14 protein-coding genes are annotated in these 13,852 nt (G+C 63.8%); 2 read left to right on the top strand and 12 right to left on the bottom strand.

The genetic code is table 11. The features are described from left to right. The first annotated feature begins 128 nt into the window (after positions 1-128). Positions 129-1,691 carry an alkaline phosphatase gene (locus HMPREF3170_RS01690; RefSeq protein ID WP_083290797.1) on the top strand — a complete coding sequence of 521 codons (1,563 nt, stop codon included), beginning with the start codon at positions 129-131 and terminating at the stop codon, positions 1,689-1,691. A gap of 14 nt (positions 1,692-1,705) precedes the next feature. On the opposite strand, the gene HMPREF3170_RS01695 is transcribed toward HMPREF3170_RS01690, so the two are convergent. Both HMPREF3170_RS01695 and HMPREF3170_RS01700 read right to left on the bottom strand, forming a co-directional pair. Continuing rightward, complete coding sequence (locus HMPREF3170_RS01695; RefSeq protein ID WP_070477328.1) at positions 1,706-2,365, bottom strand: hypothetical protein; 660 nt, start codon at positions 2,363-2,365, stop codon at positions 1,706-1,708. Positions 2,366-2,662: 297 nt separating this feature from the next. Then, positions 2,663-4,210 (bottom strand): AMP-binding protein, encoded by a 1,548-nt coding sequence (locus HMPREF3170_RS01700; RefSeq protein ID WP_070477330.1) that lies wholly within the window; start codon positions 4,208-4,210, stop codon positions 2,663-2,665. A 67-nt stretch (positions 4,211-4,277) separates the two neighbouring features. Between HMPREF3170_RS01700 and HMPREF3170_RS01705 the strand changes: the two genes are divergently transcribed. Further along, entirely contained in the window at positions 4,278-5,090 is an 813-nt protein-coding gene (locus tag HMPREF3170_RS01705) for a GDSL-type esterase/lipase family protein (protein WP_070363231.1), read from the top strand. A 7-nt stretch (positions 5,091-5,097) separates the two neighbouring features. Here HMPREF3170_RS01705 and HMPREF3170_RS01710 read toward each other — a convergent pair whose 3' ends face one another. The 10 genes from HMPREF3170_RS01710 to HMPREF3170_RS01755 are packed head-to-tail and all read right to left on the bottom strand — an operon-like array spanning position 5,098 to position 13,493. Beyond that, on the bottom strand, positions 5,098-5,829 hold the full coding sequence (locus tag HMPREF3170_RS01710; RefSeq protein ID WP_246814886.1) for a DsbA family protein: 732 nt from the start codon (positions 5,827-5,829) through the stop codon (positions 5,098-5,100). Then, positions 5,822-6,163 (bottom strand): DUF2304 domain-containing protein, encoded by a 342-nt coding sequence (locus HMPREF3170_RS01715; RefSeq protein ID WP_070477332.1) that lies wholly within the window; start codon positions 6,161-6,163, stop codon positions 5,822-5,824. Before HMPREF3170_RS01715 ends, HMPREF3170_RS01710 begins: the two co-directional genes overlap by 8 nt. Next, on the bottom strand, positions 6,160-6,843 hold the full coding sequence (locus HMPREF3170_RS01720) for a glycosyltransferase family 2 protein (protein WP_070477755.1): 684 nt from the start codon (positions 6,841-6,843) through the stop codon (positions 6,160-6,162). The genes HMPREF3170_RS01715 and HMPREF3170_RS01720 overlap by 4 nt, the downstream gene beginning before the upstream one ends. A gap of 13 nt (positions 6,844-6,856) precedes the next feature. Further along, on the bottom strand, positions 6,857-7,648 hold the full coding sequence (locus HMPREF3170_RS01725) for a glycosyltransferase (RefSeq protein ID WP_070477334.1): 792 nt from the start codon (positions 7,646-7,648) through the stop codon (positions 6,857-6,859). Between the two features lie 11 nt (positions 7,649-7,659). After that, entirely contained in the window at positions 7,660-8,508 is an 849-nt protein-coding gene (rfbA, locus tag HMPREF3170_RS01730) for a glucose-1-phosphate thymidylyltransferase RfbA (protein WP_070477336.1), read from the bottom strand. A gap of 4 nt (positions 8,509-8,512) precedes the next feature. Beyond that, the gene (locus tag HMPREF3170_RS01735) at positions 8,513-8,860 is read right to left on the bottom strand and encodes a hypothetical protein (protein WP_141742156.1); all 348 of its coding nucleotides are present in this window, start codon (positions 8,858-8,860) and stop codon (positions 8,513-8,515) included. 10 nt (positions 8,861-8,870) lie between these two features. Continuing rightward, entirely contained in the window at positions 8,871-10,163 is a 1,293-nt protein-coding gene (rfbD, locus tag HMPREF3170_RS01740; protein ID WP_070477340.1) for a dTDP-4-dehydrorhamnose reductase, read from the bottom strand. Continuing rightward, a complete protein-coding gene (gene rfbB, locus HMPREF3170_RS01745) occupies positions 10,163-11,149 on the bottom strand; it encodes a dTDP-glucose 4,6-dehydratase (RefSeq protein ID WP_070477342.1) in 987 nt (328 codons plus the stop codon). Before rfbB ends, rfbD begins: the two co-directional genes overlap by 1 nt. A 6-nt stretch (positions 11,150-11,155) precedes the next feature. Next, the gene (locus tag HMPREF3170_RS01750; protein ID WP_070477344.1) at positions 11,156-12,337 is read right to left on the bottom strand and encodes a hypothetical protein; all 1,182 of its coding nucleotides are present in this window, start codon (positions 12,335-12,337) and stop codon (positions 11,156-11,158) included. A 16-nt stretch (positions 12,338-12,353) separates the two neighbouring features. Further along, positions 12,354-13,493 carry an alpha/beta hydrolase gene (locus tag HMPREF3170_RS01755; RefSeq protein WP_246814887.1) on the bottom strand — a complete coding sequence of 380 codons (1,140 nt, stop codon included), beginning with the start codon at positions 13,491-13,493 and terminating at the stop codon, positions 12,354-12,356. Positions 13,494-13,852: the final 359 nt, after the last annotated feature.

A 13,852-nucleotide genomic window follows, 5' to 3' on the forward strand; every position in this document is an offset into this window, starting at 1 on the left:
CTCAGCGTTCACCCAAAATTGCGCCAAACATAACCGGAATGTCTCCGGAAACTCACATTGCTTTCGCAGAATCGATACGTCGCCAACCCGGCGGCTCGAACCAAGTACTGATTCTGTGAAGGAAACTCATGGCTTTTACCAACCCACGTGTCGCCGCTGCAGCAACGTCCGCAGTGGTGGCGCTCGCTGTCGTCGCAACGCCTGCGCACGCCGCTGAACCGAAGGCGCCGAAGAACATCATCTACATGGTCGGCGACGGCATGGGCTACAACCACGTCGCAGCAGCCAACCTGTGGCAGACTGGCCAGTCCAAGTGGATGCTCAACGGCGAAAACAGCATCAACAGCATCTCCAACGTCGACGGCAAACCAGTCCAGACCTTCGAGCAGGAGGACAAGGGCTGGAAGCACACCTCCATGACCACCTTCCAGTACGGCAACGAGTACGACGAAATCAAGGCGTGGAGCGACCGCGACTGGATCAACAAGAACTTCACCGACTCCGCCGCAGCTGCCACCGCCATGGGCACCGGCGTCAAGACGGACAACGGCAAGATCGGCGTCGACCACAAGGGTGAGAAACTGGAGAACACCTCCCAGCGCGCCGTGAAGCAGGGCAAGGCCGCCGGCGTCGTGTCCACTGTGCCGTTCAACCACGCCACCCCGGCAGGCTGGGGCGGCCACAACGAGAACCGCAGCAACTACACCCAGCTCGCCGACGAAATGCTCGGGCCCGACAGCCCACTGTCCGTCATCATGGGCGCCGGCCACCCGCTCTACGACGACAACGCCCAAAAAACCGGCAAGTTCAACCCCAAGTACATCACCGAGGAGACCTACAACAAGGTCGCCAACGGCGAAACCGACTGGAGCCTCGTCACCGACCAGGCGGACTTCGAGTCCCTCGCCAAGGCAGCCAACAAGGACGCCAAGAAGGTCTTCGGCCTCGCCCCCGTGGCCAACACGCTGCAGCAGGGCCGCGCAGGCTCCGACGGCGAAGACAAGGCGAACGTCGGCCCGTACCTGACCGAGTTCAACAAGGGCGTGCCAACCCTGGCCACCATGTCGCTCGGCGCCCTGAACACCCTCAACCAGGACGAAGACGGCTTCCACCTCATGATTGAAGGCGGCGCCATCGACTGGACCGGCCACGCCAACACCATCGGCCGCTCCATCGAAGAGACCATCGACTTCTTTGACGCGGTAGAGGCCGTCGAAAAGTGGGTCGAGGAGAACTCCTCCTGGGAGGACACCCTGCTCATCGTCACCGCCGACCACGAAACCGGCTACCTCGCAGGCCCGCAGGATACCGACAAGTACAGCGAGCTCAGCGGCGCCAAGGGTGCCAAGCCGGAGCACACCTACAACTCCGACAACCACACCAACCAGCTCGTCGGCTTCTGGTACAAGGGCGCAGGTGCCGACGACATCTACGAAGCATCCACCAAGCACACTGACAAGATCCGCGGCTCCTACATCGACAACACCACCGTCGCCCGCCTCACCCTGGACAAGTGGTGGAACGGCGAACAGCCAGCAGACGACAAGAAGCCTGCCGACGGCTCCTCCGCCGACTCCCCGTGGCTCATCGCCATCCTGTCCATCCTCGGAGTCGCCGGTCTACTGGCTGTGATCGCACAGGCAGCACCATCCCTGGTGGACAACCTGCGCACGCAACTGCCTAAGTTCTAGCAGCTACTACCTGTCTACATAGGAAGCATCGGCAACTTCACGCCGAGCTTCGGCAACGCGGCAATCAGGCCAATGATCGCGAGCACCGCCGCGATCACGCCGCCAACAATCGCCGCCACGTTCAGCTCTGGCTCCGCCGTCGGGTACGCAACATCCGCCTGAGCGCCTTTCGCGCAGGCAGCGGCCGCGGCGGAGTCGGCGTCGTCAAGCATTGCCTGCTTCTCGGCGACCTTCCCAGCTGGCGTGGCGGCCCACGCCTTATACAGCGCCTCATCACTCTTCTCGACGCCAAACGGCACCTCAGCGCGCTTCATCTCCGGACCGACCTGGCGCTTGGCCGGGTCGATGCCCTCGAGCGTGCGTTCCTTCGTCGGCTTCGTCTCCTTCACCGTCTTCTGTGCCTCGGCGTACTTCTCGGCGAGCTTGGTTGGGCGCTTCGTGGCGTCCGGGTAAGCAGTATCCACGGCGGCCACGAAGTCGCGTGCCTGCTCATGCAGCCCAATCGCCTTCGACGCTTCGAACCAGGAGACAACGAAGCGCTGCTCGTCGGCCGAGAGTTGCACCGTGCACATGCCGTCCTTGTCCTTCACGTTCACCGTCGCGGCGTGGGCGGGTGCGGCAATGGTGCCGAGCGCGATCGCAGTGGCAGCAGCGCAGGTAACGATACGTTTCATGGTGTCCTCCTTGAGGTCGAGTGGGTGTACCAGGTGTACGCGATTAGTTTCCGACACCGCATGTTGCGACAGCGTTAACGTGGGAATTCGGGGGTAGGTGGGGGTGGTTTGCGGCTGGTCTCTGGGCGGTTCTCGCTCCGGTCGAGGTGTTCAAGGAGTGCGATGCAGGTCGCCCATTTTCTCCAAGCCCGTCTGATTTTCGGCGACCAGCATCGCACGCTTCTAAGACCTCGACCGGAACGATTCGGAGCGTCTCATGTGAGGCTGCTACGTACCAACCCGCGCGCCGAATGCCCGCTACAGCTCCCGCGGCACCACTTTTCCGGTGGCGTTGCGCGGCAGCGCGTCGACGAAGTGGACGTCGCGGGGGATGGAGTGGTCGGCGAGGTGGTCGCGGACCCAAGCCTGGACGCTGGCAGCCGTCAACGCCTGGCCGGCGGGATCGTCAGTGCGGACGATCCAGACGGCGACGCGTTTGAACGTGTCGGGGTCGTCGACGCTGCCGACGTAGAGGTCGTCGATACCTGGCATGCGTTCGAGGACCGCCTGGACGGATTGGGGGTGCACGTTTTCGCCGCCGACGATGATCATGTCGTCGCTGCGGGACACGACGTGCAGGAGGCCCTGGTTGTCGAAGTACCCGAGGTCGCCCATTTCGATGAGGCCGTCGATAGTGACCATGGGCGTGTCGGAGTTGGTGTAGCCACGCAGGGCGGTTTCGTTGTTGAGGAAGATGCGCCCGACGGTGCCGGTGGGGACTTCGCGTCCGGCGTCGTCGTAGATGCGCAGGGTGGTGCCGGGTGGGACGCGGCCGACGCAGGTTGGGTCGTTGGCGACGGTGGTGGCGTCGGCGGCTGCGGCGAGGGCGAGTTCGGTGGAGCCGTAAATGTTGGCGACGATGGGGCCAAAACGGTCGATGAGTCGCTCGGCGAGCAGTGGGGTCAGGGCGTTGCCGGCGGTGCCGATGAAGCGCAGGCGCGATGTGTCGTAGTGTTCATCCAGGTCAAGCATGTGCTTGAGGAAGATAGGGGAGGAGATGAGGCCGTCACAACGGAAGTGCTCGAGTTGGCGGAAGGCGTTGGCAGGGTCGAAGACACGCTGCGTAACGATGGTGCCGCCGACCCCGAGCGTGATGTTGAGCGCCGACCAGCCCCAGGTGTGGAACATGGAGGCGGTCATCTGGACGGTGTCGCCGGCGCGGAAGGGGATCGCCTCGAGGTAGCCGGTGACCACGAAGGGGAGGGCGGGCTCGGCGCGCAGGATGCCCTTGGGGATGCCGGAGGTGCCTGAGCTCATGAGCACGATGTCGCCGTGCTTCGGGAACAGCGGCAGCGTGGCGTCGCCCCCGCCCATACTTATCGACGCCAACTTCGCCCCATCAACCACCACCATGGCGGTGCCCATGTCTGGGATGCGGGGTAGGAATTCGTCGTCGGTGAAGAGGATGTTGATGTCGTTTTCCTCGATGCAGCCGCGGAGTTGTTCGGTGGAGGAGCCGACGTTGAGGAGGAAGATGGAGCCGCCGGTGTAGCCTTTAGCGCCGAGTGGCAGGATGATGCCGCGGCCATTGCGGGCGATGACGCCGATGCGCGGCTGGTCGGTGACGCTGAGGATCCAGCGGGCCACGTTGCGCGCTTGGGTGCGGAGGTCGCGGTAGGTGAGGAGGCCGGCGTCGTCGATAAGGGCGGTGCGCTCGGGGGCGGCGAGGTAGCCCTGTTCGATAGCGCGGGCGGTGGTGAAGCGGAAGCGGAGCAGATTTGGTATAACCCCTAGCGCTGCTTTCGGGCTGTTGCCGAGGCTGATCATTCCGGCGCGGTGGGTGGCCCTGAGAAAGCGGAGAAACATTGCTCTATTCTATGACATCTGGCAAAGTAGGCGTAGTTCTTGTTGTAGATGTGAAAGAAGTGCACTTGTGTTTCGTAAGTTGACGGCGGCGATCGTCGCGACCGCGCTGGCCATTGTGCCAGCGCAGGCCACCGCGCAGCCGCGTAACATGGTGGTTTTCGGCGATTCAGTCATTGCCGACCCAACAGTCCACGACTGGGCGGCAGGAAAAATCGGCGCCACGCCACAAGGCTCCTCGGATGCGAAGGTCTGGTGCCCAACCGGTGCGAGGAATTGGGGCAAGCAGGCGGCTGCGCGCCTCGGGTTGCGGGCAATGGACTACTCCTGTGCCGGCACCGTTTCAACTCGCGTTGGCCCCTATTTCTCCCTGCAGGTTGACCGCGCGTTGCGCGACCGCGCCCTGAACCCGGCAACGGCCCGCGTCATCATCTCGACCGGCTTCAATGACACCTATTCGACCGGCGGCCGGTCCCCGGAGCAGGTGCGTCGCGCCTTCGTCGACGCGATGGTGCCGCAGGTGAACCGTATCCGGGCGGCGGCGCCGAACGCGCGCATCCAGATTGTCGGCTACCCGAAGATCACGCAGGGCGACCGCGTGTGCCTGTTTCAGCTGGGCAACAACATGCACGACGCCACCCCGATGCCCTTCGTGCAAGCGTGGGAGGACACCGCGCAGTGGATGCAGGTGGACCTGGCGCGCGCAGCGGGTGTCGAATTTTTGGACCTGAAGCCGTCCACGTGGAACAACAACATGTGTGCCCCGGACCACATCCGGATGTGGGCCGGGCTGGTCGATTTCGGCCCTTCGCCACGCAACATGCCGCTGCACGTGAACCAGCGCGGCCACGCCCACGTCGCGGACGTCATCGCGCATTCCTAGAAACTAGCTACTTGGCCAGCGCGTCCTCGATGGCCTGCTCGAAGGCCTCGTAAGGCTGCGCGCCGATGATTTCCTGGCCATTGACCAGGAAGGACGGGGTGGAGTTAAAGCCTGCACGCTGCGCTAGGTTGTTGGCGTCCTGCAGGGCGGCGTCGTACTTGTCGCTGGCGGCGTCGGCCTTGAACTTCTCCATGTCCGGCATGCCTGCGGCTTCAGCGAAGCGGACGAAGTCCTCCATGTCGAAGTCGGGGTGGCCTTTGGCCTTGATGGCCTCTGCCATGTAGGCGTCCTGGTACTCGAAGAATTTGCCTTGGTCGGCGGCAGCGCGGCCGGCGCGGGCTGCTTCGACGGCGGCCTGGCCGTTAACTACGAAGTCGTTGAACTCGATGCGCACCTTGCCCTCATCGACGTAGTTCTTGATGATCTGCGGCATGATCTCAACGTTGGCCTTGATGCAGAATGGGCAGTCCCAGTCGGAGAACTCGGAGAGGACGACGGGGGCGTCGACATCGCCGAGGGCCATTGGGTCGTTGGCGTCGCGGCGCTCGATCTCGGCGGCGGCCTCGTTCATAGTCGGTTCGGCGGCAGGCTCTTCGGCGGCCTGAGACGGTGCAGTCTGGGCGGTCTCCGTGGCGGGTGTCGCGGAGTTTGCGCCGATGACGTAGCCACCCACCCCGGTGCCGACCGCCAATACTGCCGTAAATGCCCACATCAGTGGTGGGATCTTGGTATCACTCATGGTGCTCCTTTGGTTGTTCTGCGTTTTGTAATGCTACCGCCCGCGCCAAACGAGCGTAGCGCAGCTCCTGCTCACGGAACCGGGTCCAGGTCGAGATGGTGGTGAAGAAGAACGCGATGATCAGCACGTACAGCATCAGGTCCGTGCCGCGGGCAACACCCAACCAGTTGGCAAGGATGGTGACGTCGTCGGGGCGCAGGATCGCCCAGATGGCGGCGATGAACATCGCGCCGAAGCCGATCTTCACCCACGCTTTCGCGTTCGCCTTTCGGCGGTTAGCAAAAAAGTAGAGCGCCAACAGGACGGTGGCGCAGATCAGTGCGAACTGGATCATGGGAGCCTCCCTGCCACGATGTTGTCGGCCAGGATGTTGACGCCGTTGATAAGCGACTGGCCCTTGCTCATCGAGTACTCCGTGTACAGAATCTCCACCGGCTCCTCGGCGACGCGCCACTTGCGTTGGTCGATCAGGGCGACGATCTCGGATGCGTGCGACATCCCGTTCATCCGCAGGTTCATCTCGTTGGCCACTTTGAGGTTGAAGGCGCGTAGGCCGTTGTGGGCGTCGCTCAGCCCGAGGCGACGAGTGCGTGGCGAGAGCAACACCACCGTGCGCAGCACCACGCGCTTGATCCACGGCACCTGCGAGCTATCTTGGCCGGCGAAGCGGGTGCCCACCACGATGTCGAGCGGCTCCGTGCGCAGGCGCTGCACCATGCGCAGCACGTCCTTGACCTGGTGCTGACCGTCGGCATCGAAGGTGACAAAGTACTTCGCCCCCGGCTGAGCCCGCGCGTACTCCACCCCGGTCTGGATCGCGGCGCCCTGCCCCAGGTTCACCGGGTGGTTGACCAAGTGAGCCCCGGCGGCGCGGATGGCGTCGGCAGAATTGTCGCGGGAGCCGTCATTGACGGCCACGATGTTCGGGAACGTAGCCCGCGCATGCTCAATGACCTGCTGGATAACGGGGCCCTCGTTATAGCAGGGGATGATGAGCCAAGTGTCGTCGTTCATGTTGACGCAGATGTTACCCGGCGCGGTGGAAAAGCTGCGCATAAACGCGCTTCAGCAGAGGCTTCGGCAGCAGGCGGTAGAGGGTGCGCACTGCGACGTTCACCATCGCGCGCGTGCGGCCGATCAGGCCGTAGCGCACCAGCCGGATCTGCATGTCTACCTCCGAGGTGAACATGTCGCTGCCGGTGCGGCGGTCGAACTGCTCGTCGGTGACACGGAAGTAGGTGAGTGGCTCCTGCATGTTGTACAGGGTGTAGCCGTCGGCGATGAGGCGCGCGAAGAGGTCGTAGTCCTCCATGAGGTGCACGTCCTGGTACCCGCCCACCGCCTTGACGTCCGCCGTGCGGTACATCACGGAAGGGTGGTTCATTGGCGAGTTCATCTTGGCGTAGTGTGCGGGGTGCTCGGGCAGGCGTCGGATGCCGCCGGTGCGCTCGCCGTCGAACTCCTGCACCGCAGTTCCCACCACGGACACCTCGGGGTGCTGCTGCAAAAACTCGAGTTGCCGCTCGATGCGCTGGGGGAACGCCTTGTCGTCGGAGTCGAGCTGCGCCACGAACTCGCTGTTGATCGTCTCCAGCGCCGCCTGCAACGCGGGGCCCGCACCGCGGTTTTCGGCGCAGCGCACCACGCGCGCCCCATACTTCTCGACGACCCCCTCGACCCCATCCGCCACCGGCCCATCAAACACGACCACGACCTCGTCCGCGGGGCGGGTCTGCTCAGCGAGGGACTGTAGCGCCTCGGCGAGCTGGTCAGGAACAGTGCCGTGGTAGGCAGACAGGAGCGCTGTAACGGTGGACATGGCTACCGATACTAGTTGCGTGCGGCGTCGAGAAGAAATGTGCCGTAGCCCGACTTCACCATGGACTCACCCAGGCTGACCAGCCTGTCCACAGAGATGAACCCCTGCTCGTAGGCGGCGACCTCCGGCGAGCCGATCACCACACCGGTGCGCTTCTGCAGCACCTCCACGTAGGCGGACGCCTCCGCCATGGAGTCAATCGTGCCGGTGTCCAGCCACACGTCACCCCTGTTCAAACGGTGGACCCGCAGCTGGTTCGCCTTGAGGTACGCCTCGTTCACGCTGGTGATCTCCAGCTCGCCGCGGGCACTCGGGGTGATCGTCTTCGCGATGTCCACGACCTGGTTGTCGTAAAAGTACAGGCCGACGACGGCGAAGTTGGACTTCGGGTGCTCCGGTTTCTCCTCAATCGACGTGGCCACGCCATTCGCGTCGAAGTCCACCACACCGTAGCGGTGCGGGTCGGAGACCTCGTAGGCGAAGATGGTGCCGCCGGTGCCGTCGTGGCTGAGGTCCAGGGCGCCGTCGAAAATGTTGTCACCCAGCACGAGCGCCACTGAGTCATCCCCGATGAAGTCCTCGGCGATCAGAAACGCCTGGGCAAGCCCGTCGGGGGAGGGTTGGATGCCGTAGTGGAGCATGATGCCCCAGTCGGAGCCGTCGCCGAGGAGGCGCCGGAACGCGGGCGCGTCCTCCGGCGTGGTGATCACCATGATCTCCCGGATACCAGCGCTGATTAGCGTGGTCAGCGGGTAGTAGATCATGGGCTTGTCGTAAATCGGCATCAACTGCTTCGAAATACCCTTCGTAATCGGGTAGAGCCGGGTGCCGGACCCGCCGGCCAGAATGATGCCCTTCATCGACTTAGCGCTTCGGCAGGATCTTATCCAGCGGCAGCTTCTCGATCACAGTCAGCACCGTGGTCAGGATGCCCATGATGAACAGGATCAGCGCCGGGGTGGACACGTTCGACGTGTCGCCCGCGGACAGTGCCATCGCCGGGTCGGTCGGGGCAGTATTCGTCGTCGTGGTGGCCTCAACCGTCGGGGTGACCGTCGCCGTCACCGTCGGGGTGACGGTGACCGTGGTGGTTGCTGGGGTCGAAGGAGCCGAAGGAGCAGGCGAGGTGGAGGTTTGGGTGGAAGCGAACGCCGGGGTTGCCACCACCAGTGCCCCCGCCACCGCGAGAGCTGCAAGAGAAGTGCGATTCATGCAGTACAACCTACCCAAGATAGAGCGCCAACGCAGCTCTCCAGTTCATGGGGGCAAAGCCCGTCGCCTTGATCTTGTCCAGCGCCAGCGTCGATTCCGCAGGCCGTGGCGCCTTGTCCTCGTACTCCTCCGAAGTCACCGGGTGTACCTGTGCGGGGTCCTTGCCCATCCCGATGAACACCGCCATTGCGATCTCGTCGCGGCCCACCGAATCCCCATCCGAGGTGATGTTGTACACCCCGTACGCAGCCTCGTTGGCGAGCAGGTGGCGGATGCCCTTCGCCAGGTCCTCCGCCGACGTCGGCCGCCCGCGCTGGTCCTTCACCACCCGCGGCTTTGCGCCGGCCTCCGCGAGGGAGCGCATCGTCGCCATAAAGTTCGCCCCGTCCCCGAACACCCACGACGTGCGCACCACGTAGTGCTTGCGCGCCACCTGCGCCGCCGTCTCCCCGGCAGCCTTCGACGCCCCGTAGCGGCTCAGCGGGCTCGGCAGCTCGTCTTCCGTGTGCACCTCGTGCGTGCCGTCGAAGATGTAGTCGCTGGACACGTGCACCAACACCAAGTCGTGCTCATTGGCCACCCGCGCCAGCTGCGCCGGGGCCTCCGCGTTCACACGCCACGCGCCCGCCGGGTCATCCTCTGCGCCATTGACGTCGTTGTACGCCGCGCAGTTGATCACCGCCCAATACTTCGACCAGTCCACGCCCTCCAGGTTCGTGATGTCCAGCTGGTCCCGCCTGCAGAACTCCGCCTCATCCGGCCCGTACAGTTCCTGCAGCGCCCGGCCCAGCTGCCCGTTCGCGCCCGTCACAAGGATTTTGCGCTGGGGGACTGGGGTGGCGTCGACAAGCATGGGGTGAGTGAGGTCGGCCTCCGAAAGCTCCGTGGGCTCCAGCGGCCACTCGACCTCTTTGTAGGAGCAGTAGGCGTAGCGCGCGCCGGGCTGGTAGCGCTCGTTGACCAGGTAAATGTACGTCGTGTCGTCCTCGAGCGCCTGGAAGCCGTTGGCCACCCCGCGCGGCACGAACACCGCCGTCTCCGGGCCGATCTCGCAGCTGAACGTCTCCCCGAACGTCGCTGAGCCCTCGCGCATGTCCACCCACGCCCCAAACACGCGGCCCGACGCCACCGACACCCACTTATCCCACGGCTCCGCGTGCATGCCGCGAGTCGCCCCGCGCCGCGCGTTGAAGCTCACATTCTGTTGCACCGGCACCAGCTTCTGTCCAGCCCAGTTTTCCTTGAACCAGCCGCGGTTATCGCGGTGCACCGCAAGCTCGTGGACTTCCAACCCAGCAATCATTACTGTCCTCTCGCCTCATAACGCTTCTCGACGTCCCCCTTCGCCCCTTCCCACCACCAGCGGTTCTCGCGATACCACTCGATGGTTTGCTGCAGCCCGTCGCGCAGATCCTCCGTGTAACGCGGCCGCCACCCCAGCTCTGTGGCGAGCTTCGTGGAATCCATCGCGTAGCGCTGGTCGTGGCCGGGGCGGTCGTTGACGTGCTCGTACTTGCCACCCATCAGCTCGCAGATCATCTCGATGACCTGCTTGTTCGTGGTGTGGTCGTTGTCCGCGCCGATGTTATACGTCTCACCCAGCTTGCCGCGTTCCAGGATGGTCAGCACGGCGTCGTTGTGGTCGTCGACGTGGATCCAGTCGCGCACCTGCGCGCCCGTGCCGTACAGCTTCGCGGGCTGCCCGCACAGGATGTTCGTGATCTGGCGCGGGATGAACTTCTCCACGTGCTGGTACGGCCCATAGTTGTTGGAGCAGTTCGAAATCGTCGCCTTGATACCGAAGCTGCGGATCCAGGCCCGCACCAAGTGGTCTGAGCCGGCCTTCGTCGCCGAATACGGACTCGACGGCTTATACGGCGTCGCCTCCGTGAACTTCTCGTTGCCCGTCAGCGGCAGGTCTCCGAACACCTCGTCCGTGGAAATGTGGTGCAGCCGCGCCCCGTGCCTGCGCACTGCCTCCAGCAACACATACGTGCCGATCAAATTCGAATGAATAAACGGCGACGGGTCCTCCAACGAATTATCGTTATGCGACTCCGCCGCGAAATGCACCACCACATCCGACGCCCCCACCAAGTCACCCACCAGCGCCTCATTCGCGACGTCCCCCTCCACCAACTCCACGTCCAACCCCCGCAGATTCGCCGGGTTGCCCGCATACGTCAGCTTGTCCAGGACCGTGACCTTGTAGTCAGTGCGCTCGGTGACCATCCGCACGAAATTCGCGCCGATGAAGCCCGCACCACCAGTGACCAGCATTGTTCCCATGGGCCTCTACCTTAGCCGGAGCGCCACCAAATGTACCGCCGCCCCCGCCAGCGGGCCCGCGAACAAGGCCGTGACCACGACGGAGTGGACGTCGACACCCACGAGCCGCGGCATCACCCCCAGCACCGCGAACGCCACCGCCGTCGCCGTCAGCCACCCCGCGACGTACCAGCCGTGCCGCTCCAGCGACAGCACCGCCACCCCCGTAATAATCAGCGCGCCCATAAACGCCGACGCGAACGTGAGCACCCCAAGCGTCAACCCATCGACGTAAAACTCCGGGTCAAACGCCAGTTTTAGAATCCACGGGCCCACCGCCCACGCCGCGGCGAAGCCCACAACACCTAGGCCCAGCACGGCAGCGACCGGCTGCACCAACGCCGCAAACAACGCTTCTCGACGCTCCACAAACCTCACCACCAGCGCCGACTGGAACCGCTGCAACGGCACCAACACCGGCGCCCGCGTCAAAATCACTGCGTTCATAATCGCCGCCACCGACGCCTGTGGGAACGCCGCGTTCACCGCCGTCGGGAAGCCCGTGATCAGCGCCGCCGACGCCCCCGACGCCACCATCGCCGTCAACACCCGGCGCACGAACACCCCACGATGCACATCCAGCGGCACCCGCAAATGCTCCCGGCGCAACACCACCAGCCAGCTCAACGCGCCGACCACCGTAATCACCAAAAACGCAGGCAGGCCCCACCCCAGCGCCCACGCCAGAAGCGCCAACACCAGCCGCACACCCGAATCCAGCGCCACCAGCGCCGCGTAGCGCTCCCACAACTGCGCCCCCGACAGCACCCCGCCCAGCACCGCCTGGAACACGTACATCACCAGGCCAACCTGCAGCAGGGCAGTGGCCGTCAGCGTACTTCCGGGAACAACGGTGCCAATGAACAGTGCGCCCGCGACCGTTGCCGCGACGACCACCACCAGCGCCGTCCACGCCCCCAACCGCCACGGATTCGCCGAACCCCGCCGGCCATCCTCGCGCGCCGCCGCGACGGCACGCGTGGTCTCGTGGGTGAGGCCGTCGATAAGCCCGGTGGACGCGAAGAACAACCCCCAGTACGCAGCGAAGTAGCGGTAGGCCGAGTCGGCGTCGAGTGCTTTCGACGCCACCCACAACACCACAAAGCCACTGACCGCCGCGAACAGCGTGGCAAAAGAAAGGTGCTTCACCTGGCGTTACATCGCCTTACATTCCGAACGACGGCGCGATCGTCGTAAACCACGCCTTGTGCAGATCCTCGCGCCAGTACGGCCACGAGTGCGTCCCCGCATTCCGGAACTCATACTGCGCCGGAATATTCAAGCCTTCCAGCTTCGCGCGCAAATCATGCGAACACTTATTAATCGCAGCCTCAATCACGCCGCCCTCAACCTGCAGAATCGCCGAACCGACACTCGCCGCAGGCTGCGGAAGCCCCTGGCCAACCAAGTAACTCACCTGATCCTGGCGGCCCGCCAGGCCCGTGCCCGTCGAAATATACAAGCGGGTCCCGCGCAGCTTCTCCGCATTCACAAGCGCATCGTTATAGCGGTTATTCGGGCTACCCATCGGCCCCCACATCATCTCCGGCGTCACCGTCCGGTAATCCAACGTTCCCGACGCCCGGTTCACCGTAATCCGGCCAAACTGGTACGCCTCAGGCGTCGACGTCGCCGCACACCCCGAGAAGGACGCCGCAGACTTATAGAACCCGGGGTAGTGCGTCGGCAACACCAGAGACGTGGTCCCCGACATCGAGAATCCCACAATCGAACGGCGATTCTTGTCCGCCCCCAGCAGCCCCTCAATCGGCCCCGGCAACTCCTTGACCAGGAACGTCTCCCACTTCTGTGGGCCGTTAATGTAGCGCGAGCGCACATTGTCACTCACCCAGTCCGTGTAGTACGAAAACGCGCCCTCCTGCGGAATCACAACATTGACGCCCTTGCCTGCGAAGAACTCGCGAGCATCACTCATGCTCAACCAGTCCTGGTGCTGCTCCGCACCACCAGCGCCGTTGAGCAGGTAGATCGTCGGCGCGTTCTGTACGCGCTGCCCCGCAGTATTCGTCGCAGGCAACACCGCCACCGGGATATCCCGGCGCATCGACGGCGAATACACCAAGAAGCTCAACACCTGCTTATGGTCAACCTTCTCGACCCACTTCTGCGGCTTCCCGTCCGTCTTCGCCAACGGTGGATTCGCAATTGCGTTCCAGGGCTTCACCGTACCCACGGGCTGGGCCGATGCTGTTGGCGTAACTGCTGGGATCGCCTGGAGTGCCGACAAAGGAATGGCCACAGCCATCGCTGTAGCCACAACCGAACGAGTGATGCGCTTCAACATGGAAGCCATCCTACTTTACAGATGTGGCAATTGGGGCTTCTGGTGTCACTTTGTTCGGCGTTTCGTGCAAGAATGTGGGAAGTATTTCGTTCTTACAGAATTTCTCTTTGAAAGAAGGTAGTTGCAATGAACCCGATCGAGTCCATGCAGGTCGCCATCAATAACGTCCTCGGTGAGCTGATCCACTTCGGCTCCTCGACGTCTTCCACCATCGCATACGGCATGGGCCTGTTCTAGAGGCTCGGCCCGCTTGAACCCGTCGCGCCACCTGTTGTTGGGTGGGCGGCGGGTTTTTGTGGTTCGTGCAGGGCGCTGCGCACCAAATTCCTTAATTTTTGGGGGGCAGGTTTGTGTTTCCC

Origin of the sequence: Corynebacterium sp. HMSC08D02, assembly GCF_001807505.1 — a bacterium.
Classification (GTDB): Bacteria; Actinomycetota; Actinomycetes; order Mycobacteriales; family Mycobacteriaceae; genus Corynebacterium; species Corynebacterium pseudogenitalium.